Origin of the sequence: Clostridium sp. 1001271st1 H5, from assembly GCF_005845215.1 — a bacterium.
In the GTDB taxonomy this organism is placed as follows: Bacteria; Bacillota; Clostridia; order Lachnospirales; family Lachnospiraceae; genus Enterocloster.
The window spans coordinates 363,499-388,536 of record NZ_SPHO01000002.1 but is presented as its reverse complement, the minus strand read 5'-3'; the positions used below and the strand labels follow the sequence as shown (position 1 = coordinate 388,536).

Genomic DNA, 25,038 nt, shown 5'->3' with positions numbered 1-25,038 from the left:
GTTCAAAAGAACCCGGTGCCAGGGCGTGTCCGGAATGCTCCAGTCCATCACGCTGTGCCGGGTTCTGGGACGTGCTTTTTAATTGCTTCCCGGCAGCTGTGCAGCGTACAGGCAGCAATCATAAATGTTCAAACACGCTCTTGTTTTTAGTAATCCTGTTTTTAGTAATCCTGTTTTTAGTAATCTTCTCTACCGCCGCCTACTCCCATGGATGCCTCCATGGCCATGCTCATACCGTGGGCAAACTCAATGAACTTGCCGGTACCAATGGCAACCGCGGTCAATGGGTCCTCTGCAATCATGGTTGTAATGCCTGTCTTTTCCTCAATCAGGGCGTCCAGGCCGCTGAGCAGGGAACCGCCTCCTGTCATGACAATACCTCTGTCGAAAATATCGGCTGCCAGCTCCGGAGGAGTGCGCTCCAGTACATTGTGAACAGCATCCACAATCTGCAGGGCCGGCTCTCTGAGCGCCTCCAGCGTCTCGTCCGAGGTAACCACGATGGTCTTCGGAAGACCGGTCACCAGGTTACGTCCCCTGACCTCCATGGTCAGGACCTCCGGCCTGCGGTATGCTGCTCCGATGTTAATCTTTATCTCCTCAGCCGTACGTTCGCCAATCAGAAGATTGTGTTTCTTCCTCATATAGCGCACCAGGGCCTCGTCAAAGTCATCACCTGCTATCTTGATGGAGGTGCTGACAACAGGGCCTCCCAGGGAAATGACTGCAATGTCAGCCGTACCGCCTCCGATATCCACAATCATGTTGCCGCAGGCCTTGCCGATGTCGATACCGGCGCCGATGGCTGCCGCAACCGGCTCCTCAATGATGGCCACTTCCCTGGCGCCAGCCTGGTAGGTGGCATCCTCCACTGCCTTTTTCTCAACTTCCGTAGCGCCGCTGGGGATACATACACTGATTCTGGGCTTGCGCAGCGTTTTCTTGCCCACTGCCTTGCTGATAAAATATTTAAGCATCTTCTCTGTAATGGTATAATCTGAAATAACGCCCTGACGCAGAGGACGGACAGCAACAATATTGCCCGGGGTACGTCCAATCATAAGACGGGCTTCCTCACCGATGGCCATGATTTTGTTGGTATCGCGGTCAATGGCCACAACGGACGGTTCTTTTAATACAACGCCTTTTCCCTTAATATATACAAGGATGCTGGCAGTTCCTAAGTCAATTCCAATATCATTGGACATCATTGAAAACATATAGATAGTTCCTCCTCGCTGACTGAGCCGGTCCGGAAGTATACGTAAATCTTTCCTTCACACGTATGGCTTCCATGCTTGTCCCCCATCGGGACAAAACGCCGGGCAGACCGCATCAATTGCTTAAAATATAAATGGTTCCATTGCATTACTCCTATGCATTGCTTCTATTATATACAATATTGTAAAGTTTTCAAAGGGTTTTTTTCTTTTTTATTTTCTTTATGTTTTTTTCATGCCAAGGACATATTTTCGTCACAATTATTGCTTATTATAATAACAAGTTCACCGAGAGGTGGACGAGGCCTTTGTTTCAAGTGATTACTTGAAATCACAAAGCTTTTTCATACTCATACCGGACGGAGCAATCCGTCCGGCCCCCCTATAACATTTTCTTTTTTATATACCTACCATTCCCACGCAGGCAATGAGCCATGCGAAAAAAAGCAGAAAAAGAATCGGCACCGTATTTCGCGGATGCCGGTTCTTTTTTTCGGAATTTTAATTTCTAATTTTGCCTGCATGATTCAACCTGCTTCATTAAATCAACAGCCCTTTTTCTGATTCCTTCTGCATCCAGGCCATAGTATTCAAATACCTGACCGGAGGTGCCTGAGATAACCGGCTCATCAGGAAGAGCCAGGTGCACCACTGTTCTGGGACACTCCTCACCTATTGCCTGACTGACCATGGCTCCCAGTCCCCCGAAGGGCGAGTGTTCTTCAACCGTCATGACCGCCTTTACCCCTGACGCCTTTTCCACCAATGTTTTTCTGTCCATGGGCTTAAGGCAGTACATGTCAAGCACGGCTGCTTCTATCCCATCCCCGCGAAGCATACGGGCCGCATCCAGTGCAGGACGCACCATCTCACCGCAGGCCACAAGCAGTACATCGTTTCCGTCCATCAAAGTAACCGCCTGGTCCATGACAAAGGGGACCCTTCCGTCTTCATATACATCCTCTACCGGATTTCGTCCCACCCTCAGATAAGCCGGTCTGTCATCCTTCACCAGCTCCTCCATCAGACACCGGGTTTCATGCCTGTCGCAGGGCAGATAAACCCTCATATTGGGAATGGCCGACAGAGCGGCTATATCCTGTGCAGAATGGTGGCTCATTCCCAGGGCGCCATAGCTGATTCCCCCGCTGATGCCAATCAAGGTTACATTTGTGTCCGAATATGCCACATCCACCTTAATCTGCTCATAACTCCTGGCGGAAATAAAGCTTGCCGGAGAAGCTGCAAATACCCGTTTCCCACACTTTGCCAGTCCTGCCGCTATGCTGACCAGATTCTGTTCCGCTATCCCGGTTTCCACAAACTGATTGGGATATTTCCTGGCAAAATCTGTCAGGGATGCACTGCCACGCGAATCGCTGCACAATACCACAATGTCCTTGTCTGTCTCTGCCTGCTCCATCAGCACCTCACAGATAACCTGTCTGTTTGCTGTTTTATTCATGCAGCGCCTCCTCCTTCCTCTCCTCCAGGTCCTTTATAATTTGTTCGTATTCTTCACGGCTTGGCACCTTATGATGCCATTCAGCCTTATTCTCCATGAGCGCTGAACCATACCCTTTGACCGTGTCTGCAATCACAACCGACGGCTTCCCCTTCACCGACTTTGCCTCCCTGAATGCACGGTCCAGACTGTCAATGTCATTTCCATCAGACTGAATGGCATGCCATCCAAAGCTTTCCCAACGCTCCTTCTGACACTCCTGCCTCATTACTGCTTCTGTATTCCCGGAAATCTGGAGATGGTTTCTGTCCACCACCGCACACAGGTTATCCAGTCCATAATGTCCGGCTGCCATAGCGCCCTCCCAGACGCTTCCCTCAGCAAGTTCCCCGTCACCCATTACCGTGTACACCCGGTAGCTTCTCCCATCCATTCTGCCTGCCAGGGCCATGCCCACGCAGACCGGAAGTCCGTGACCCAGGGAACCGGAATTCATCTCAATTCCGGGCAGTTTATTATTGGGATGTCCGATATACCTGGAACCAAATTTCGAGAAATTAGCTCTTACATCCTTTATATCCAGAAACCCCTTGGCGGCAAGGACTGCATAATAGGCCTCCATTGAATGGCCCTTGCTGAGCACAAAGCGGTCCCGTTCAGGAGAGTCCATGTTATCCGGGCTGATATTCATATGTTTAAAGTATAATGCCACCAGGATATCCATAACGCTCATGTCTCCGCCAATGTGTCCGGTCCCTGCCTCCATAATTATATTGACTGCATCTTTTCTTAATTCAAATGACAATGCCTTTAAATGTTCCATCCATCTTCCCCCTTGATACGCCAATACATTCCGAAAGATTCATATCCACAGTCCTCCCATGGAAGGTCACCTGCGCGATTCCGCAGTTATCCAATTTTGTATCCCAAAACTGTCTGATTGGCCTGCCAAGCATTGTATTTAAAATGCCGCATATAATGGCTCCATGGGCCGCAATCAGCACATTGCGGTACTTCTCTTCCATGGGGACCAGTAACTTTTCCACCACCGTGGCTGCCCGGTTCATGATATCCTCAAAGCTCTCCGCTCCAATATCCGGCCTGTAAGTCTCCGGGGCATCCTCATATCCATAGATAGGCGCTGCCAAATCGTGATAGCCATGGTCCTGATAAGCGCCTTCCGACAGTCCATACCCCTGTTCTATCAGCAGCGGTTCATCTATGATTGGTATGCGCCTCTGTCCCAGTATAATTCGGGCCGTCTCCCCGGCCCTGTCCAGCGGACTGGTATAACATACCTCCAGCGGCACGTCCCTTAATTTACAGGCGGCAGCCTGCGCCTGTTCTCTCCCGCGCTCATTTAACGGGATATTTACCTGCCCCTGCATTCTCCGTTCTACATTCCAGTATGTCTCCCCATGCCTTACAAAATAAATGTCACAGCTCATCTGCTCTCCTTTATTCCCAACTGCCACCACAAGCTTTTACTCTGATATCAGGTGGGGCTTTCCCTGTTGTATTTCCATATATATGTCCCCTTCATGGACCTGCATCCCAGTGTCGAACGCATCCGCAATCCACTCCTTATCCTGCTGGTCCACAATAAAATAGCGTACCTTTTCCCCCAGGAACATGGAATGCCTCACCCTGCCCTTTATGTAAATGCATCCCTCATTCTCAGGCTTTGTCACAAGGCGGATGGATTCAGGACGGATGCTTACCGTGATATTCTGTTTTTTCCCACAATTTTCATCTGCCTCTATCTTCTGGCCGCAATAGGTCAGCACTGCGTGATTGCCGGTATCCTCATTCATTCCCTCAATGAAATTGGCCACTCCTATGAAATCTGCCACGAATTTGGTTTTGGGCTTGAAATAAATCTCCCTGGGTTCCCCATACTGCTGGATATTGCCGTGCTCCAGAACCAGTATCTTATCAGACATGGACAACGCCTCCTGCTGGTCGTGGGTAACATATATCATTGTAATTCCCAGTTTTCTCTGAATCAGGCGGAGCTCCACCCGCACGGACTCCCTTAACTTCGCATCCAGATTGGAAAGCGGCTCATCCAGCAGCAGCAGGTCAGCGCTGTTTACCAGAGCTCTTGCAATCGCCACTCTTTGCTGCTGTCCCCCGGACATCTGGTTTGGATATCTTTTCTCTAATCCTGTAAGATTTACCAGTTCCAGCACCTCTTTAACCTTACGGCTGATTTCCTCTTTGGGAATTTTCTGGTTCTTAAGCCCGTATGATACATTTTCCTCCACTGTCATATGCGGGAACAGCGCATACTCCTGGAACACCATGGGAGTGTTCCTCTTCTGCGGAGGCAGTCCCTCAATGCTCCGCCCGTTTAAGACGATGCTTCCCCCATCCAGATGGTAAAAACCGGCAATCATTCTTAACAGTGTGGTTTTTCCGCATCCGGACGGGCCCAGGAAGGTGATGAACTTTCCTCTTTCTATATCCAGGGAAATATGATTAATAATCACGTTTTTCCCAAACACCTTTACTATATCCTTCATTTGTAATAAAACATCCTTTTCACTCATGATGCGTCTCCTCTCTGTTCTATAGGTCAAATATGTTGATTTTATCACGAAGCAAAAGCTTCGCTATGCCAAAGGTCAGCAGAATAATCAGCATCATGCCAAGGGCCGTTGCTGCAGCATCTCCATAAGCCCCCCAGTCAGCCAGATTCAGAATGGTATTGGATGCCACATTCCACTTTGCGGATACAAGGAATATGACTGTACTCAGAGTGTTCATACATTTCATAAAACTGTATACAAGGCAGATGGACATTGGATTCTTAAGCATGGGCATGACAATGGTCCTGAATGTTTTTACACTGGAGCTGCCCAGATTAGCTGCTGCCTCCTCAATGGATTTGTCAATCTGTTTAAATCCGGCCACAGCATTCCGGTACCCTACCGGTATCTGGCGGATTACCATACCGATAACGATGATTGCTCCGGTTCCCGTCAGCATCAACGGCTTCTTATTGAATACAATAATCAGAGATATACCGATAAAGGTTCCCGGCAGGGATGCCGGAAGCATTGCAAGAAAATCAGCGGTCTGACGCCCCGGAAACCGTTTCCTGGTAACCAGATAACCCAGAAGTATGCCCAGACAGGCAGTCGCAATTGCAGCCACAACCGACAATTTCCAGCTGTTTGCCATGGTCTTTGAATTCAGTACATTGCTGTAAAAATGACTGAATGTAAAGGTATTGTCCACGCCAAGTGTTTCCGTAAAGGAGAATCCCACCACTCCGCCAATCAGGATACAGATAATCAGGCACACAAAGGAGCATACGGAGAACAGGAACACTTTGACCGGCACTGATACAAACTCTCTTGTAAGACCTCCTGTGGGCTTTCCGGTTACCGTTACGTATGATTTCCGGTCCAGATAAAACTTCTGGATAAAAAACATGAGCAGGGAGGGAACCACAAGAAACAGGCTCAAGGCTGCTGCCAGAGGCATATCATAATTTCCGGTCACTGTGGTATAGGCCAATGTAGCCAATGTATTATAGTTGCCTCCTATCAGTTTCGGATTTCCGAAATCTGCCAGTGTATTGATGAATACCAGCAGGTACGCGCTGGCTATTCCGGGAGTTGCCAGGGGAACCGTCACCGTGCAGAACAGCCTGAATCCCGACGCTCCCAGGTTCTGTGCCGACAGCTCCACGTTGGGGCTGATAGCCCTTAACACGCCGGAAATGGTAATATAGGCCAAAGGAAAAAAGGCAAGGCTCTGTACAATCCACAGACCGAACCATCCATATGGGTCCGTGGTCAGTCCCAGAAGCCTGTATGTTATGACACCCCGGCGTCCAAACAGCAGCAGGAACGCAAGACCCGTCATAACGGACGGCGCCATATTGGGCAGAAGTGCTATGACGCGGAACACCCTGCTTCCGGGCAGCCTGGCATAATTCATGGCATAGGCGAAAATAAACCCGATTACAATGGCAGTTGTGGTAGCCAGCACAGAAGAAACCATGGTATGCCGGAACGCAGTCATTACCTTGGATGAGGTAAATGCCTTTGTCCAGTCCTCCGCCCCGGGCAGTAATGCCAGTTTTAAAAATGGATATACAATAAACAGAATAAAGACAAGGAAAATAAGTAATACAAAAAGTGTCAGTCCTGGGTCTGCTATCATATCCTTCATATCTGTCAGCAGTCCCTTTTTTTCACGTACCTTTTGTGAACTTTCCATTCATTATCACCTCTTTCATTGAATTTGGTGTATATTTTGGGGGCGCTCCCTTTTCCGTCTGGAAAATATGGAGCGCCCCCATACACAAGTACACAGGTGTGTTCTATGTTACGGCATCATAGCTGCAAATTTATCTACCGTCTCACTCTTTACAGACGCCGCCGCAATCGGGTCATACTCCCGGTTGAAATTCAGTTCCGATAATTTGCTTCCGCCCTCCGGCGCAATACAGTCATCCCTTACAGCCACACAGTTGGCCAGCTCTACCAGGGCATCCAGCGCATCCTTTGTAAGACAGAAATCCACAAAGGCCTGGGCGGCCTGATTATCCTCAGAGCCTGCCACCATGGAAACCGGAACCATTGTCCATCCGGCTCCCTCGTATACCGTACTTGACATAGGATAGCCTGATGTCTTTACTATCAATTGGTCGGCAAGAAAGTTCACGCAGATAAGGTACTCTCCCAGGCCGGTTTTTTCAGCCGGGGTATAGCCGCTGGAGGTATACTGTCCCACCTGCTCGTTAAACTGTTCCAGGTATTCCCATCCCTTTTCCTCACCCATGTATTCCAGCACAGAAGAAATAAAGGTATAGCCTGTTCCGGAAGAGGACGGGTCCGGTGTGATGATTTCCCCTTTAAAAGCAGGGTTTATAAGCTCTTCCAGAGTCGTCGGCATCTCGAGTCCGCTGTCTGCGAATTCCTTCTCCCATCGCTCTGTGTTAACGCCAATGGAAAGCGTTTCAATGTACTGGGATTTCCAGACACCGTTGGGGTCCAGGTACTCAGACGGAATTTCCGCCTCGGTAGAGGACTTATAAGGTACCAGAAGTCCCTGCTGCACCAGATTCTCATGACCGTCCACAGTTCCTCCCAAGTATACATTCACAGATGGATTATCTTTTTCTGCCGTCATCTTAGCAACAGCTTCCCCGGTAGGCATACGCAGATATGACACCTTGCATCCGGTCCTCTCTTCAAACATTTCCGCCAGTCTTTTTACCATGTCTTCATGGTAAGAACCCAGAATACTGATTTCCTGACCGGACAAATCCAGCTGGCCGGCCTCTGCCGGTTCTGCTTCTTCCGTTTTCCCATCGCTCTCCGGAGCCTTTGTTGTCTCTTCCTGCTTTACCGTGCTTTCCGCTGCCTTCTGGTTACTGCCGCCGCAGCCTCCCAACAGGGATGCCGTCATTGCTGCTGATACTGCAATTGCTAATAGATTCCGTTTCATAAGCCACCCTCTCCTTTTACTGTGGATTCTGTGCAAAATCCGCCAAAAATGCCGGCGTGTCCGCCGCAAAGAACATGATACTTCCCACTGTGTTGTCCACATCATACACCTGGCAGAAGCCATTCTCAAACACCACAATGTAAATCTGCGGAATATCCTTCTGGATATCGGAGGAATATATCTCAATCTGACATACCGCCTCTCCCTTGCTCCGGGCCATTTCGGAAAAGTCTTTGCTTCCTTCCAGTTTCTTGCCCTGCATGACAATCTCTTTTAACCGGCTTTTTTCATTTACCGTCAGGTTGGACCGTTCCGACTGCCTGCGCAGCACCACCCTGTTGTAGGAACCTATAAGTTCACCCAGATTGTCGGTGGTATAGAAATGGTCGCAAATCCTGTCTGTCATGGAAGAAACCTGATGCTCCGTGAACTCATTGCCGTACATGATTCCATCCCGCACAATATAACTATCCGCTGTAAAGTAAATACTGGGACTCTCCAGGAAATGGATGACCCCGCTTACGGTCCTTCTCGGGGAACCGGATTTTTTTCCTGCTTCTGTTGTAACAGGAAGCTTGTACAGCATTTCATAATACTCCAGGATTTCTTCAATGGACTCAATTTTAACTGTCCCCCACAAATCATCGCTCAGGTCCAGTGATATGGGCACGGACCGGTTCATCAGGGTATATACATAATTCTCATCCTCAATGGTATGAACCTTGCCATATGGAAGCTGCATATACACCCAAAACATGCATACAGACACAGCTATGCAGCATATTGCCACCACCTCTGCCCGCGCAGCGCTTTTGTTTTGCATTTTTTGCACATTTTTTTGTTGTGACTTTAGTATATTCTGTAATTTATTCATAATAATTCCCTAATTGTTTCATAAATGTAACTTTGAAAAGGTGACCACAAATTCCGCTCCTGATTCTTCCCCATCCCGCAGACATATACTGCCCTTAAGCCGGTCCATAATGGAGGCGCACACCGCCAGCCCCAGACCGTTTCCTCGTCCTCCGCCTCCCTGAACCTGGTAAAAGGGTTTGAATATAAGTTTGGCGTTCTCACGGCTGATTCCGCAGCCATTGTCCCTAATGTGCAGGCTGGTGTTTCCTTCTGTATGTTCCTCCCATATATAAATCTCATTACAGCCGCTGTGGTTTATGGCATTATCCAGTATGGTAAGGATTACTTCTTTACACATCTGTCTGTCCGTTCTCAGTACAGTTCCGCTGCTGCACTGGTTTTCCAGCCGGATGTTCCACCTGTGGAATCTTGGCCTCAGCAGCCTGGCGCATTCCTCTACCACTTCCTCCAGACCAAAGGAGCTGATATGAAGAGGTCCCCAATCCGCCTTGATATGGGATTCCTCCAGCATCATCTCAATGGAATGCAGCAGAGTCTCTCCTGCCTCCTCTATAATAAAAGCGTCCTCGCAAACCTCATTGTTATCACTGCGCAGCTGAATCATCTGGGAATACCCGATAATGGAGGTCAGAGGCGTTTTCAACTGATGCGTGGTATTATTAAAAAACTGATGAAGCTGTTCTTTTTGCTCGTCCAAACGTGTTATGTACTCATTCAGCCTCTCGCACATGTGGTTAAACGCCTCTCCCAGCTCCTGTATTTCATCATTGCTGTTAAGGACCACCCTTTGGTTCAGGTTCCCCTTCTGGATAGAGGAAACCTTCTGGCGAAGCTCATTGACAGATGCAACCAGCCTGCCAAACAGAAACCACAGAAGAAATGAAAGCGCCACCACCGCAATCCCCGACATGGTCAGCAGTATGGCCGCTATCGACATCATATCCTTGTATTCCTGTACCATGGGATATATGTAGCGAATCACCCCCACTGTTGTGGCCGTGTCTGTATGGGTATCGTATATAGGGCTTGAAAAGGATAAAACCTTTTGGTTATCCACCTTCAGAAAACTGTATGCTTTCTGGCTGAATGCCTTTTCCACATCCGCGCTTACAGGTACCCTGGCTCCCCTTACATCCGAGTCAGAAAGCAGTCCTTCCCGGGAATAGATTTGCACCCTGACATCCGCCATCTCCGAGAGATAACCGGCAAAATGGGAGGCTATCTTTTTTAAATACCCCTGCCGGTCATCCTCAGTGGAGGCCCGGAAATATTTCATGGTATATACCTGTCCCGTATAGCTGCGGCTTGTGAGCCGCTCCACTGCAGACGCATTCAGCTGCCTGGACAATGCAATCAGTGATATTATGTTAAACACAACAATAAAAGGGATTATGATGCACAGGTTCATCTTCACCATGCGCACTTTCAGCTTACTCTTTATCTTCTTTTTCTCCACTGTCCGGCACCTCGAACTTATAACCTACTCCGTAAATTGTATGTATGTAATTTCCATAGGGCTCTATCTTAGTCCTCAGCCGCTTGATAAGTATATCCACTGCCCTGGTATTTCCAACATAATCAAACCCCCATATCTCATTGATAAGCTGTTCCCTGGTAAATACATGGGCATAATGCCTGGCCAAAAAATATACTGTATCAAATTCTTTGTAGGTCAGTTCCCTGGTATCTCCTTCAATGAACACCTTCCTCATGCCCGGATGAAGCTCCAGGTTTCCATAACAAAGGGGCTTTTGGTTATCCGTCTGACGCATCTGGATGTAATTCATACGCCTCCACAAAACCTTTACCTTAAGCACCAGCTCCTTAATATTGAGGGGTTTGGTGATAAAGTCATCCGCCCCCAGCTCCAGTCCCAGAATTTTGCTGTATGTCTTGTCCTGGGCTGTGATAAAGATAACCGGCAGCGTCTCATCGTATTCCTGTACTGCCTGCAATACCTCGTAACCATCCATATCCGGCAGCATAATATCAAGGAGCACAATATCCGGGGCCTGGCACTTTACTTTTTGAATCGCTTCCGTGCCATTGTAGGCGCCTATGGTATCATATCCTTCCATCTCAAAGCTGCGCCGTATGAGCTTCACAATATCTTTTTCATCGTCGACAACTAAAACCTTCATCCTGTCATTCCCTCCCTGGTCTTGTTAATTGCTTTTCCCTGCCTGAACTGTTACTGCTTCTCTCATTATAATCTACTTTACCGAAAAAAGTATAGCGTGTTATATAGTGTTGTATACAGTGCCCCCACCTCTTACATTTTCCGAAGATATCCATTACTATATTATTTATTGGAAAATTTAACCACACAAGAGGAGGTATTACATCATGACAGCTACACCAAGGTTAACGTCCAATCATGCATTGGACCAGTTTCAGAAATATCTCATGACCCATAACAAATCTCCAAATACCATCTGCGTATACCGCTATGCGGTAGAACAGTTTTATCATCTGTATCCCCAGCTGACCCCCCGCAACCTCCAGCTTTATAAGGTATATCTTCTGGAACATTACCGGCCCCAGACCGTGAACCTGCGCATCCGGGCGCTGAACTGCTACATGGAATACAGGCAGGCCTCCATCACCCCCATTTCCATGATTAAGATTCAGCAGAAAACATATCTGGATAAGATTATCAGCCAGGCTGACTATGAATATCTGAAGCGGCGCCTGGCGGAGAGTGAGGAGTATACCTATTATTTTATTGTGCGGCTCATAACAGCCACAGGGGTGCGCATCAGCGAGCTGATTACCTTTCAGATTGAGGATGTCCACACCGGCCACAAGGATATCTATTCCAAGGGCAATAAGATGCGGCGCGTCTATATTCCCCGCGGGCTGATTGGCGAACTGCAGGAATGGCTGGCAGCCACCCACCGGAGCACCGGCCCCCTGTTCCTCAACCGCTTTCACTCGCCCATCTCCCCATCAGGCATACGGGCCCAGTTCAAGGTATTTGCAGCACGGTACGGCCTGGACCCCGAGGTGGTATATCCCCACAGTTTCCGTCACCGCTTTGCCAAAAATTTTATAGAAAAATGCGGGGATATATCCCTCTTATCGGACCTGCTGGGACATGAGAGCATTGAAACCACCCGCATCTATCTCCGGCGCAGCAGCAGTGAACAATACCGGATTGTAAACAAAGTAGTGGACTGGTAGGGAGGCGTCATGAAAGAACTCAGTATAAGCGTTGTTTACGGCGGCCCTCCCCGAGAAGAACCCCTTATGTATAATCCTGATAAGTATCAGGTAAACTTAGAGTATTTCCATGATTTCCTGCAAAGGCGGGGTTCCTCTGCCAATACCATTGACTCCTATCTCACCTCTGTCCGCCATTTTCACAGTCTGTACCGTGATGTTACCGTGGAGAATCTCCAGTCCTACAAAGCATGGCTTATGGAACGCTACAAACCCAGCACTGTGAACACGCGCATATATGGAATCAACCAGTATGTGGCCGCCCTCCAGTCCGCCGTGACCGCGGATGACGCCGGGCCATGTCCGCTGGCTGCCTCCGTTGATTTTCCGGAGCCTTATAAGCTGCCATCTGTCAGGCATCAGCAAAAACCCTTTCTCAACAATGTCATATCCAAAAGGGATTATGAGCGCCTCAAACGCGGGCTGAAGCGGGATAACAACATGTTCTGGTATTTTGTGGTCCGCTTTCTGGGTGCTACGGGAGCCAGGGTCAGCGAGCTGATTCAGATTAAGGCTGAGCATGTGCAGATTGGCTGCATGGATTTATACTCCAAGGGCGGAAAGGTGCGCCGCATCTATTTTCCGGAAAAACTCTGCGGGGAAATGCTGGCCTGGCTGGACAGCCGTCAGATACAGACCGGCTTTATATTTACCAACCGCCGCGGCAGCCCCATTACCCCCAGAGGCATAAGCAGTCAGCTGAAGGTGCTGGCCATAAAGTACCGGATATCCCCGGATACCGTCTACCCCCACTCCTTCCGGCACCGCTTTGCAAAAAACTTTCTGACTAAATTCAACGACATTTCACTGCTGGCAGACCTTATGGGCCATGAGAGCATTGAGACAACAAGAATCTATCTGACCCGGTCCTCGGATGAGCAGAGAGAGCTTATCGACCGAATCGTCACATGGTAGATTGCTTTTTTTCCAAAAAAACAGTATCATATAAGAAACTCGCAAAGGATGGTTTATATGTACGAATATACCTGGTATCAATGGCTTACGTTCTTTTTTATATACTGCTTTTTCGGCTGGATATTTGAATCCACCTATGTTTCCGCGAAAACGGGTCACCTTGTGAACCGCGGTTTCCTGCGCCTTCCGCTGCTCCCTCTGTATGGAACAGGCGCCGTAATGATGCTGTGGGTTTCCCTCCCTGTGAAGGATAACCTGTTCCTGGTGTACCTGGCAGGCGTTATTGCGGCCACTATTTTGGAATATATTACCGGCTGGGGTATGGAAAAGCTGTTTAAAATGAAATACTGGGATTACAGCAGCCAGAGATTCAACGTGAAAGGATATATCTGCCTCAGCTCCTCCATTGCCTGGGGTTTTCTGACCATTTTCCTTACAGAGGTGGTGCACCGCCCCATTGAGCACTATGTCCTGGGGCTTCCTGTTATGGTAAACATAATCTTTGTACTGCTGACATCCCTGCTGTTCGCAGCGGATACGGCTGAATCGGTCAAGACCGCCCTGGATTTGGCCAAGGTACTGGATGCCATGACGGACATGCGCGCCGAGCTGGACGATATACAGGTACAGATGGCCCTGCTGAAGGCTGAGACAAGCGAGCGCGTTGCAGAGGCCAGGGAGGAAGCGGCCGCCAGGCTGAACCGGATGAAGTCAGGGGCTGCCAGCCATGCAACCGCATTAAAGGATGACACGGCGGAACGGCTGAATGAGCTGGTGGAAAACACCATGGAAAAAATGAGCGGATTTATGGAGGGTACGGCCGAGAAGGTTGGCGGCCTTGTGGAGAATACCGCTGAAAAGGTGGGCGGACTTGTGGAGAATACCGCTGAGAGGGTGGCCCGCACAGCGGAACGGCTGTCGGAGCTTACGGAGGATGCAGCAGCCAGGGTTTCGGGTACCCTGGCCCAGCGCGGCGAAGACTCGCCGCAGACAGTGCAGAGTGAGGAGCTTAACAAAAAAGCGGTTCAGGAGCGCAGGGACAAGCTGTCCGCTCTTTCGCAGCGGCTTGCGTCCATTTCCGAAAAACGCCATATGCTGTCAACCCATATGGATTTCTACCGCAGGGGCATACTGAAGGGCAATCCAACGGCTTCCTCCTCCCGGTTTGCTGAAGCGCTGAAAGAACTGCGCGAAATTGCGGACAGGAAGCATCCGGATGAGCCTCATACAACTCATACGAAATAGCATTCTGTGCTTTTGGGGAACAGAATATACCCTAATAGTCCTGTACAGAGAACATAATATATCAAGCAAAAAGACTGCCGCCGGCTCCACAGTCCCCATCTGCTTCTGCACCCATATCAGCTGTATCCAGCTGTATCTGCATGCGGATGGCCTGCGTTCACCGGGCGGCAGCCCTTTTTATAATTCTGTCATAACTATTTTGTTATGCCTTCATGGTTCTGGTTCCTTCTCAATACTTTCACGTTTCGCTCGCACTACGTTCATGGTGCCTTTACAGGCAATGATGCCCTACATCATCTTATCCACCATGGCCATCACAGCTGCGCCCAGCGCCTCAGACCTGGCGTCGGCATCCTCCATGGAGCTGCCCTTGATACCGTAGTAGAACTTAATCTTAGGCTCTGTGCCGGACGGTCTTACGCAAATCCAGGCGCCGTCGTTTAAATCATAATACAGCACATTGGAGGACGGAAGGCCTGTGGGTTTTACTTCCTGGGTTGCCATATCCTTTATGGTATCCAGCTTATAGTCCCTGGCGGATACTACCTTGTAGCCGCCTACCTCTTCCGGCGTGTTGTTTCTCAGCGTCTCCATGATGGACTGAATCTTAGCCAGGCCCTCAATACCGGATAAGCCGATGGACTTAACAGCATCCTTGTAATAGCCGTACTTCTCATACATGGCAACCATGGCATCCCACAGGGTCATGCCCTTCTGCTTGTAGTAAGCAGCTGCCTCGCAAAGGGCTGCTGTAGCGGAAATAGCGTCCTTGTCACGGGCATAAGTGCCAATCAGGCATCCGTAGCTCTCCTCCATACCGAAGAGATAGGTGCCATGGCCTGTCTTCTCGTTCTTTAATACCTGCTGCCCAATCCACTTGAAACCGGTCAGCACTTCAATCAGCTCACAGCCGTATTCCTTTGCCACTGCATCAATCAGGTTGGTGGAAACAATGGATTTGATAACCTGGCCGTCCTCCGGAATCATGCCTGCCGCCTTTTTCTGGCTCAGCACGTATTCGCACAAAAGAGAGCCGGACATGTTGCCTGTCAGCGGAATGTATTCCCCTGACCCGGCATCCTTCACATATACGCCCAGCCGGTCCGCATCCGGGTCTGTAGCCAGAACCAAGTCCGCATTCTTTTCCCGGGCCAGCTTAAGGCCAAGGGCAAATGCTTCCGCTGCTTCCGGGTTGGGATAGCTCACCGTGGGGAAGTCGCCGTCCGGCAGTTCCTGCTCAGGTACTACATATACATGGGTAAAGCCCAGTTCCTCCATCACTCTTCTGGCCGGGATGTTGCCTGTGCCGTGAAGCGGGGTGTACACAATGCTAATCTGGTCCTGCATCTCATCAATGGCCTTCTGGTTCACCACCTGGGCCTTGACCTGGGCAATGTACTTATCGTCGATTTCCTTGCCGATGACCTCGTACTTGCCTGCCGCAGCAGCAGATGCCTGGTCTGTGGTCTTTACCGTGGACAGGTCCTCTATGGCCAGAACTTCCTCTGTCACGCCCTTGTCATGAGGCGGCGTGAACTGGGCGCCGTCCTCCCAGTATACCTTGTATCCGTTGTACTCAGGCGGATTATGGCTGGCCGTAATGTTGATGCCGGCAATGCATCCCAGTTCGCGCACTGCAAAGGACAGCTCGGGAGTGGGGCGCAGGGACTCAAACTTATATGCCTTGATGCCGTTGGCTGCCAGGGTCATGGCTGCCTCCATGGCAAATTCCGGCGACATATGGCGGGAGTCGTATGCAATGGCCACCCCCTTATCTGCTCCGCCCTGCTTGATAATGTAGTTGGCAAGGCCCTGGGTGGCGCGTCTCACCACATAGATATTCATCCGGTTGATGCCGGCGCCGATGACACCGCGCAGTCCTGCTGTTCCGAACTCCAGATCCATATAAAAACGCTCTTTAATCTCATTCTCGTCGCCTTCAATGGCGCGAAGTTCTGCTTTTGTGTCCTCATCAAAATAGGGGTTTGATAACCATTCCTGGTATATCTTCATGTAATCTTTCATTTTATACTCCCTCCTGAATGTGATATTCCCTGCATGACATGCCGGCATTCCCGCTGTGGCGCTGCCGTAACAGGCCGGTCCGCAGCGTATTTTCTGATTAAGATTATACTATATCAAACCAGAAAAAGGAAGTACAACCCTCCATTATTTTTCGTCAGACACAGCCTTCGCAGTCCGCTTTCAGGCGTCTCAGGAAGCTGTTCCTGGCCTGCTGCTGTTCCTCCAGACCCCGCAGTTTATCTGTGTTGCGGGCCGGTATCCAGGCCTTGTTGGCGTTGTAGTAAAAGTTCAGCTGTTTCCAGTATTTTTCAGGATAAAGGAACAGGTAGTACAGACACACCCTCTCCTTCGGCTCCATGGGCAGCACCCTTTCATAGGAATCCAGCATGGACAGGCCCAGGTCCAGATTCCACCCGTGCTTCTCCATAACCTTGCGCATGAACCGGTACAGGTCCGATATCTGTATTCCCAAGTGCATCCGGTTGTACTCAATGATGGCCGTATAGCCGCCTCCCATGAGCACATGGTGCTGGTCCAGGTCCCCATGGCACAGGTACAGGGGCTTCCTGTCCTGTTTGACAGGCGGCTGGACCTCCGCTGCTTCCAGGGCATCCTGGTCCTCCTGGTATTGCCCCAGCTTCAGGCATTTCCCGGCACCGTACTGCCCGCTTTCGTACTGTCCGCTTTCGTACTGTCCGCCGCCCTCTGCCGGAAGTCCGGCAGCGCCGGGCCACAGCTCCCGTATGCCCTGTACTGCTTCCAGGGCCTGGTCGTAAAACATTTGATAGCTGCCGATAACGCACAGCTCAAATTCCGATTTTTTGCGTTTGGACCTGATATAGTTCCTGGCCCGCTGCATTTCCCGGTTATGGCGCTCCAGCTCTTCTTCCAAAGGGCCGGAGAGAATGGAGCCCATGCTCCACTCCTCCTTAAACTCAATCGTTCGCAGCTGACTGTGCAGCATGGCCAGCCTGGACAGGGCCTGGCGTATTTCATATCCGTCTTTTATATTGCATTCCCGGTCCAAAAACCAGTCCTTTAATATGTATCTGGTGCCGTCGCTGGTCACGGTCATCAGGCCGCCTTCCCTGTTTCTCAGGTACCGGTCAGCCCTCAGGCTTCCCCTGGTATCCAGCCGTCCCAGGACCTCGTCCTCAAACTCCAGACGCCTGGCTGTCCCACGGTATTCCTTTAAAAGCCTGCAGCCCTGGTCTGTCTCGCAAATCCAGGAGCCGCGGCCTTTTCTCACGGCTCTTACTTCCATATCATACTGTTCTAAGGCTTCCACGTACTTCTCGTTCATCCACAACCCCTCCACACTCTTATCCCATCACATTTAGTCGAAACGGGAAGCTGCCGTTTCAGCTACTTCTAGGGTATGTAAAGATTTGGTTGTTTATGACAGGAGAAATGGCGGACCGGCCCTATTCCCCGCTTTGTATATAATGTACAAACCATATCCGCAATCCGGGCATCATCATGCCAGAATGTCCTGATATGACAGTAAAGAAACGCGAAAATGACAACAACGCTTCTGAAAAAGCGCTATAATAATCCTGTAAATATTTACAAGGCACACAAAGGAATGAATCATGAGCTCATATATTTTTGAAACAGTGGAATTTGAAACGAAATATCCGGTCAATGCATTTGTGGCATCCATCCAGAGCAGCAGCTTTCACTGGCACTACGAATATGAACTGCTGGCAGTTCTGAAAGGAAGCATCACGGTCAGGGTCAACTCCAGGGTACTGGTCCTTAAAAAGAACGATATCATATTAATCAATTCCAAGGTGGTTCATGAAATCCAGTGCGAACAGGGTGACAACCTTTGCATGGTCCTTCAGCTGGACCCTGCATTGTTTAAAAACGAAAAGGGTGAGTCCGTCTTCTACCGCTTCTATTTAAACAGTGTGACCGATGAACTGCCCGTGAAAGGCGGGTATCTGCATTTTGTCAGAAGAGCAGCAGGAATCGTGCTGGGTTCCCTTAAAAAGGACGAAAAAACATACTACCGTGTGCGGGCCGAGGTATATGCCCTGATTGCCGACCTGTTTGAATACGCAGAGTATGACATGAGCATCCAGACCGAACAGTCCGACCATGACATTACCCTGCTGATGGATATCATCGACTATCTCAGGGAACATGTGGAGGACCGGGACGTCTTAACGCACCTGTGCAGGGAAATTGGTATGAGCAGCAAAACCGTGCACCGTTATCTTAAAAACCATGTGGGCATGTCGGTAAAGGATATGGTTGACACGCTGAAGGTGGATAAGGCCAAGAAGCTTCTCAAACACACGGAGAAAAACATGAACTGTATCATAGATGAATGCGGATTTGGCTCTGAAAACACATTTTACCGGATTTTCCGCCAGAACACAGGACTGACTCCCAGGGAATACCGGCAGAAAGGCATTGAACAGAGGGACAGCGGCGTCCTGAAAGGCTATCTGGACTTTGAAGAATATGAGGCTGAGACAATAATATTGGAAATACTGGAGGAACAGGAATAATGGATTACAGCAAGGAAGAAAGGCTGGCCTGCACGGACAGGGCCCGGCACATCGTGGATTCCTTAACCCTGGAAGAAAAGGTCTCCTTAATGAGCGGTTCCATGACGTTCGAGGAAGTAAGGGGAGCAATCAAGAAGAAAACAAAAGAGCACTATAATCAGTTTCCCTATCCCGCGGGAGGTATCCCGGAAAAGGGAATCCCCGCCGTCCTTTTCTGCGACGGTCCAAGGGGCGTTGTCTGCGGCAACGGCAAAAGCACCTGTTTTCCGGTGTCCATGCTGCGGGGCGCTGCCTTTGACATTGACTTGGAGGAAGAAATCGGCGCTGCCATGGCAGAGGAGGTCCTGGCCTACGGCGGAAACCTGTCCGCCGGCGTGTGCATCAACCTTCCCTACAACCCGGGCTGGGGCAGAAGCCAGGAAACATACGGCGAAGACTCCTTCCATCTGGGCGAGATGGGCGCTGCCCTTGTGCGGGGCATACAGAAAAAGGGCGTCATTGCATGTGTCAAGCATTTTGCCTTCAACCAGATGGAAAACGCCCGTTTCAAGGTAAATGTGGACTGCACCAAGAGGACGGAGCGGGAGGTCTTCCTTCCCCATTTTAAAAAATGCATTGACCAGGGAGCCGGGGCAGTCATGAGTTCCTATAATCTTTACAAGGGTACCATGTGCGGCCACAACGGATATCTGTTGAACCGGGTCCTGAAGGAGGAGTGGGGCTTTGACGGCTTTATTATGAGCGATTTCGTTTGGGGCGTAAAGGATACGGCGGAAGCTGCCAACGGAGGACAGACCATGGAGATGTGCGTCACCAAATACTTCGGCCAGAACCTGGTAAACGCGGTCAAGGAAGGCCTGGTGGATGAAGACAGGATTGACGATGCCGCCCTTCGTATCGTCCGCACCCTATTGGCATTTGAAGATAAAAAGGAGCATGTAAGGCCCAGTGTGATTGGATGCAGGAATCACACAAGGCTTGCCCTGGAATCTGCCAGGGAGGGAATCACCCTGATTAAGAACCAGAACCATGTGCTTCCCCTGGACAAAAAATCCACCAGGCAGGTGGTTGTCCTGGGACGGCTGGCCCAGAAGGAAAATACAGGTGACAGGGGCTCCAGCCAGGTATACCCTCCCTATGTGGTCACAGCGGTCCGGGGAATTGCCGCGGCATCCCCGAAAACAGAGGTCATCTGCTATGAGGGCAGCAATCTGGAGCACAGCCGGCGCCTGGCAGAGGAGGCTGATGCAGTTATCTTTGTGGTGGGATACGATTTTAACGATGAAGGCGAGTATGTGGCTGAGGACAAGAAGGATGTATACACCGGGGCAGTGGGCGGTGACAGGAGGAACGGACTGGGACTTCACGACGCAGACCGGAAACTGATTGAGGCAGCCGGTCCTGCCAATAAAAACTCCGTGGCGGTCCTTATTGGAGGCAACATGATTATGCTGGACAGCTGGAAGGACTCTGTATCATCCATTCTCATGGGATATTACCCGGGCATGGAAGGCGGAACAGCCCTGGGGGAAATCATTTACGGGGATGTAAATCCCAGCGGAAAGCTGCCCTTTGTCATACCGGAACGGGAGGACCAGCTTCCGGCCGTGGACTGGAACGGAACCAGCCAGTATTATGACTATTACCATGGATACCGGAAACTGGACAAGGAGGGCATACGTCCCGCTGTTCCCTACGGATTCGGATTGTCCTATACCACCTTTTCAGCGGACCATATAAAAGCCTGGACAGCCGGCGGCCTGGTATACGCCTGCTGCGATGTGAAGAACACCGGGGACAGGGAGGGAACAGAGGTCCTGCAGATGTATGTGGGCTTTTCACAGTCAAAGGTGGACCGTCCTGTCAGGACATTAAAAGGATTTAAGCGGGTCAGCCTCCAGCAAAGCGAAAAGAGAACCGTCATCATCTCCTGTCCCGTGGATGAACTGGCATGGTTTAATGAAGAGACAGATGCCTTTGAGACAGAGCACATGGAATATGAGATTTACATGGGCACCAGCAGCGCGCCGGAAGACCTGCTCATGACTACCATTACAATATAGGGGGATAAAAAGATGGAAAACAAACCATCCTTATGGGAAAAACTTGCCTTTGCCGTTGGCGACGGAGGCTGCAATTTTGTATGGACCACCATTGGTTCATTCCTTACATTATATTACACGGACAGCGTGGGCATCAGCGCCGCCGTCATAGGCACCATCATGCTGCTGACCAGGCTGCTTGACGGGATAACAGACCTGGGTATGGGGGCTGTCATTGACAGGACCCGGACCCGCTGGGGAAAAGCCCGTCCATGGGTCCTCTGGTCCGCCGTTCCCATGGGCCTGGGTCTGGTCCTTCTGTTTAACGTACCCGGCTCCCTGAGCGGCAGCGGAAAGATTGCATATGCAGCTGTTACATATACCCTTATGGCTGCCGTTATATACACAGCCTGCAACCTTTCCTACAACACGCTTCTGTCCCTGACAGCACCTGACCCAAAGGACCGGGTTCTTATGAGCTCCCTGCGTTTCTTCTGCACCATGGGCGTTGTGCTGGTCATCAACTACAATACCATGAATCTGGTGGAACGGTTTGGATGGAATGGGATGGCTGTGGCCTTTGGCGCCATTGCGGTGGTTCTGCTGCTCATAACCTTCTTCTTTACAAAAGAGCGCTCCATCACAGGCGCAGCCGGAAAAAATGAAAAAAAGATTCCTGTGGGGCAGTCTTTCAGGTTATTGTTCAGGAATAAGTATTTCGTATTCGTCACCCTGATTTTTGTCATAAATTATACGGCTCTTGGAGTCAACAACGGCCTGCGCATCTTCTATGCAAGGGATGTCCTTGGCAACGCCGGCCTCATGGGAACCCTGACCCTATGCTTCATCCTTCCCAAAATGATTGGAAACCTTCTCTATCCCCAGATTACCCGGATGATGGGCAAGTGGAAGAGTCTGGTCCTGGGCTATATTCTGGAGATGGCAGGAGTTGCCGTCATGGCCCTGACCCCTGCCTCCCTGACCACCGCTGTTGCGGGCCTGGTACTGCTGGGAATCGGCGGCATCCCCCATACAGCGGGCCTGTTTGCCCTGGTAGCGGATGTGATTGACTACGGCGAATGGAAAACCGGGGTCCGCATTGACGGCCTTACCAATTCCGCCACCAGCTTCGGCATGAAGGTAGGGGCCGGGCTTGGCTCTGCTATCGTCGGATGGGGGCTGGCCTGGGGAAACTATAACGGAAAGCTGGCTGCCCAGACAGCCGAAACCGTATCAGCTATCAAAATCCTGTTTACGGCAGCTCCCTTTGCCCTGTTTGCAGTGGGCCTGGTAATCATCATGTTTACCAATATTGATAAGATATATCCTCAGATTTCCAGGGACCTGGCGGAGAGAAGGTCCGGGGCCGGGCAATAAGTCTGCTGTAAAAAAACGATTGTAAACAGCATACTAAAAAGGAAGCTGTGAAAAAGTGGAGTTGGTGACCTAACTCCATTTTTCCAGTTCCTTTTCAGTATACCATGACATACATATTTTTCACATACGGTAAACCATGTGTATGGGATTACCCTTTCATATAACATCAAATTCTGGCAACACCTGTTCTGCGGGCAGCTTCTGCAACAGCCTTTGCCACAGCAGGCCCCACACGTTTATCAAACGCCTTGGGGATAATATAATCTGGAGAGAGTTCCTCATCTGTAATCAAATTAGCCAACGCCATAGCAGCAGCCATTTTCATCTCTTCATTGATGTCGCTTGCCCGAACATCAAACGTACCGCGGAAAATACCTGGAAAAGCAAGAACATTGTTAATCTGATTGGGAAAATCGCTGCGCCCGGTAGAAATTACTGCCGCACCGCCCGCCCTGGCATCATCCGGAAAAATTTCAGGAGTGGGGTTTGCACATGCAAAGATAATAGCATCCTTTGCCATGGTCTTAACTATATCGGTAGTCACCACTCCCGGCGCAGACACACCGATAAATACATCGGCGTTTACCAACATTTCAGCCAGGGACCCTTTCCTTGATTTTAAATTAGTCTTCTTTGCCATTTCTTCCTTAATCCAGTTAAGGCCTTCCCGTCCGGAACAGATTGCCCCCTTTCGGTCGCACATTATGATATCTTCGAATCCCGCGGAGAGCAGAAGCTTTGTAATAGATACCGCTGCTGCACCAGCACCGGAAATCACAATTTTAACATTTTCTTTTTTCTTTCCCACTATCTTAAGCGCATTTATAAGGCCAGCTAACGTAATAACGGCAGTGCCATGCTGATCATCATGGAAGATGGGAATATCACACTTTTCCTTGAGCTTTTGCTCTATCTCGAAGCATCGGGGAGCAGAGATGTCCTCAAGGTTGATACCACCGAAGGAGCCGGAAATATTGTAAACCGTATTTACGAATTCGTCTACATCCTTTGTCTTCACACAAAGTGGAAAAGCATCCACATCACCAAATGTTTTAAATAACACGCACTTACCCTCCATAACAGGCATACCAGCTTCAGGACCAATATCACCCAGTCCCAATACTGCAGTTCCATCGGTTATGACAGCGCATATATTATGCCTTCGGGTCAGTTCATAGCTCTTATCAATGTTCTTCTGTATCTCCAGGCAGGGCTGGGCTACACCGGGAGTATAAGCCAAGGACAAATCATCCTTAGTCTCTACAGGCACAGTAGCCACAACCTCTATTTTTCCTTTCCATTCCCCATGCAATCTAAGACTTTCTTTTGCATAATCCATAAACTGTCTCCTTTTTCAATTGTCATTCATTAGGCATGGCAGTGTAGACCCACCATATGGTATTACCAATACCTGCGCATCTTTTCCCATTTCCTTCAGAGCGGCATTGTAAGCTTCCTGTACTGACATAAATGGTTCCATAAAAATACGCTTTACAGTATCTTTATCCATATCAGAAACCAAATAGATTCTGGCACGGACCAGTACCATGGCAATAGACGCCGCCTTGTGTCCCCCAAGCTGAAAGTCCCGGCTTATACGCTCAATCATATATTCCGGCGATGGGCTGGTTAGCATCCATTCTTCAAATACTTTCTCGCCAAATCCTTCCTTGCATGAACCCACCAGAATAATAATACCACCGTCTCGCACTGCATTTTTGGCGTTATCCAAAGCCTTTTGTGTCTGATACAAATTGATGTCCTTCGGGGTGCCGCCCTGGGAAACAATTACGATATCAGCTTTTCTGTCCATCCTGCAGCTATACATACTGTCCAGTATTAAGCATCCTTTTCTGTGGGCATCTGTTACATTTCCAGCCACAGCGCCGACAATTCTTTTATGCTCGTCCAATATCACATTCAATATGAAATCCACACCGCAGATAGCGGCTGCCTCCTCAATGTCTTGGCGAATGGGATTTCCTTCTATTCGTCCGGCGCAGGCTTCAGGCATTACCATTAGCCTGTGATTTTTCTGAATGGCATTTCTGTCAGATACACCGGGCATTATGGCCTTTGCTCCCCCGGAATAACCTGCAAAATAGTGAAACTCAATATTACCGAGACAAACTCTGACATCTGCTTCAGCTACAATCCTGGTAATATTTACCGGTGTCCCACGGCTTGTAACTCCCAAGTCCACGCAGTCATCCTTATCGCCGTCCATACATCTGACCCTATCAAATATATCGTCACCCACCAATCTGCGCTGTTCCTCTTCCGTGTGCTTTCTGTGGATTCCCAGTGCAAAAACCACAGTTATATCTTCATCCCTAACACCGCCTGCGTTTAGTTCATTTAGAACAAAGGGCAATAGCAATTTACTGGGTACGGGCCTTGTTATATCGCTTGTGACAACCGCAACTGTTTGACCCGAATACACAATTTTACTAAGTCTATGCGAGCCAATAGGATGCTCCATTGCGTTTCTAACTATCACCTCCTCGTTTTCCATTTCCATGCTTGTGTCTGGCAGCAGTATTCCCAGTAAATTACTGTTATCCATCTCCAGTGACTGCGTTCCGCTACCGAATCCAACCTCTATCTTCATAACATTCTCTCCCTGCCCCTATTTCAAATCACCCATTAATCAAATAGTTTTCAGA

General features: G+C 49.6%; 20 protein-coding genes. 6 read left to right on the top strand and 14 right to left on the bottom strand.

Translation table 11 applies throughout. The features are described 5' to 3' along the window. Window positions 1-176: 176 nt before the first annotated feature. From mreB to FGS84_RS04940, 10 genes are all read right to left on the bottom strand, one after another. Entirely contained in the window at window positions 177-1,211 is a 1,035-nt protein-coding gene (mreB, locus tag FGS84_RS04985) for a rod shape-determining protein MreB (RefSeq protein WP_347563793.1), read from the bottom strand. A gap of 517 nt (window positions 1,212-1,728) precedes the next feature. Further along, window positions 1,729-2,685 (bottom strand): transketolase C-terminal domain-containing protein, encoded by a 957-nt coding sequence (locus FGS84_RS04980; protein WP_138306573.1) that lies wholly within the window; start codon window positions 2,683-2,685, stop codon window positions 1,729-1,731. Beyond that, window positions 2,678-3,508 carry a transketolase gene (locus FGS84_RS04975; RefSeq protein ID WP_138306572.1) on the bottom strand — a complete coding sequence of 277 codons (831 nt, stop codon included), beginning with the start codon at window positions 3,506-3,508 and terminating at the stop codon, window positions 2,678-2,680. Before FGS84_RS04975 ends, FGS84_RS04980 begins: the two co-directional genes overlap by 8 nt. Then, entirely contained in the window at window positions 3,480-4,133 is a 654-nt protein-coding gene (locus tag FGS84_RS04970) for a histidine phosphatase family protein (protein WP_138306571.1), read from the bottom strand. The genes FGS84_RS04975 and FGS84_RS04970 overlap by 29 nt, the downstream gene beginning before the upstream one ends. Before the next feature lie 36 nt (window positions 4,134-4,169). Then, on the bottom strand, window positions 4,170-5,237 hold the full coding sequence (locus FGS84_RS04965) for an ABC transporter ATP-binding protein (protein ID WP_138306570.1): 1,068 nt from the start codon (window positions 5,235-5,237) through the stop codon (window positions 4,170-4,172). 19 nt (window positions 5,238-5,256) lie between these two features. Beyond that, window positions 5,257-6,918 carry an iron ABC transporter permease gene (locus tag FGS84_RS04960; protein WP_138306569.1) on the bottom strand — a complete coding sequence of 554 codons (1,662 nt, stop codon included), beginning with the start codon at window positions 6,916-6,918 and terminating at the stop codon, window positions 5,257-5,259. Window positions 6,919-7,026: 108 nt separating this feature from the next. Next, window positions 7,027-8,151 carry an ABC transporter substrate-binding protein gene (locus FGS84_RS04955; RefSeq protein WP_171042542.1) on the bottom strand — a complete coding sequence of 375 codons (1,125 nt, stop codon included), beginning with the start codon at window positions 8,149-8,151 and terminating at the stop codon, window positions 7,027-7,029. 16 nt (window positions 8,152-8,167) lie between these two features. Beyond that, the gene (locus FGS84_RS04950) at window positions 8,168-8,908 is read right to left on the bottom strand and encodes a DUF3919 family protein (RefSeq protein WP_171042541.1); all 741 of its coding nucleotides are present in this window, start codon (window positions 8,906-8,908) and stop codon (window positions 8,168-8,170) included. Between the two features lie 135 nt (window positions 8,909-9,043). Then, complete coding sequence (locus FGS84_RS04945; protein WP_138306566.1) at window positions 9,044-10,483, bottom strand: HAMP domain-containing sensor histidine kinase; 1,440 nt, start codon at window positions 10,481-10,483, stop codon at window positions 9,044-9,046. Continuing rightward, window positions 10,458-11,168 (bottom strand): response regulator transcription factor, encoded by a 711-nt coding sequence (locus FGS84_RS04940; protein ID WP_138306565.1) that lies wholly within the window; start codon window positions 11,166-11,168, stop codon window positions 10,458-10,460. The genes FGS84_RS04945 and FGS84_RS04940 overlap by 26 nt, the downstream gene beginning before the upstream one ends. Window positions 11,169-11,373: 205 nt before the next feature. Here FGS84_RS04940 and FGS84_RS04935 point away from each other — a divergent pair, with 205 nt between their 5' ends. The 3 genes from FGS84_RS04935 to FGS84_RS04925 all read left to right on the top strand — a co-directional run bounded on the left by FGS84_RS04935 (window position 11,374) and on the right by FGS84_RS04925 (window position 14,409). Continuing rightward, window positions 11,374-12,210, top strand: a complete 837-nt coding sequence (locus FGS84_RS04935; protein ID WP_138306564.1) for a tyrosine-type recombinase/integrase — start codon at window positions 11,374-11,376, stop codon at window positions 12,208-12,210. A gap of 66 nt (window positions 12,211-12,276) precedes the next feature. Next, window positions 12,277-13,164, top strand: a complete 888-nt coding sequence (locus FGS84_RS04930) for a tyrosine-type recombinase/integrase (RefSeq protein WP_171042545.1) — start codon at window positions 12,277-12,279, stop codon at window positions 13,162-13,164. A gap of 57 nt (window positions 13,165-13,221) precedes the next feature. Further along, complete coding sequence (locus FGS84_RS04925) at window positions 13,222-14,409, top strand: putative ABC transporter permease (RefSeq protein WP_138306562.1); 1,188 nt, start codon at window positions 13,222-13,224, stop codon at window positions 14,407-14,409. A gap of 288 nt (window positions 14,410-14,697) precedes the next feature. Here the strand turns inward: FGS84_RS04925 and FGS84_RS04920 are convergent, their stop codons facing one another. Continuing rightward, the gene (locus tag FGS84_RS04920) at window positions 14,698-16,434 is read right to left on the bottom strand and encodes a phospho-sugar mutase (RefSeq protein ID WP_138306561.1); all 1,737 of its coding nucleotides are present in this window, start codon (window positions 16,432-16,434) and stop codon (window positions 14,698-14,700) included. 154 nt (window positions 16,435-16,588) lie between these two features. After that, window positions 16,589-17,737 (bottom strand): spore coat protein CotS, encoded by a 1,149-nt coding sequence (locus tag FGS84_RS04915; RefSeq protein WP_138306560.1) that lies wholly within the window; start codon window positions 17,735-17,737, stop codon window positions 16,589-16,591. A 289-nt stretch (window positions 17,738-18,026) separates the two neighbouring features. Here FGS84_RS04915 and FGS84_RS31370 point away from each other — a divergent pair, with 289 nt between their 5' ends. The 3 genes from FGS84_RS31370 to FGS84_RS04895 are packed head-to-tail and all read left to right on the top strand — an operon-like array spanning window position 18,027 to window position 22,372. After that, window positions 18,027-18,953 (top strand): AraC family transcriptional regulator, encoded by a 927-nt coding sequence (locus FGS84_RS31370; protein WP_227147024.1) that lies wholly within the window; start codon window positions 18,027-18,029, stop codon window positions 18,951-18,953. Further along, a complete protein-coding gene (locus FGS84_RS04900) occupies window positions 18,953-21,016 on the top strand; it encodes a glycoside hydrolase family 3 C-terminal domain-containing protein (RefSeq protein WP_138306559.1) in 2,064 nt (687 codons plus the stop codon). The genes FGS84_RS31370 and FGS84_RS04900 overlap by 1 nt, the downstream gene beginning before the upstream one ends. A gap of 12 nt (window positions 21,017-21,028) precedes the next feature. Further along, complete coding sequence (locus FGS84_RS04895; protein WP_138306558.1) at window positions 21,029-22,372, top strand: glycoside-pentoside-hexuronide (GPH):cation symporter; 1,344 nt, start codon at window positions 21,029-21,031, stop codon at window positions 22,370-22,372. 166 nt (window positions 22,373-22,538) lie between these two features. Here the strand turns inward: FGS84_RS04895 and FGS84_RS04890 are convergent, their stop codons facing one another. Both FGS84_RS04890 and larA read right to left on the bottom strand, forming a co-directional pair. Then, window positions 22,539-23,711 (bottom strand): malic enzyme-like NAD(P)-binding protein, encoded by a 1,173-nt coding sequence (locus FGS84_RS04890; RefSeq protein ID WP_138306557.1) that lies wholly within the window; start codon window positions 23,709-23,711, stop codon window positions 22,539-22,541. Between the two features lie 15 nt (window positions 23,712-23,726). After that, entirely contained in the window at window positions 23,727-24,983 is a 1,257-nt protein-coding gene (gene larA, locus FGS84_RS04885) for a nickel-dependent lactate racemase (RefSeq protein WP_138306556.1), read from the bottom strand. Window positions 24,984-25,038: the final 55 nt, after the last annotated feature.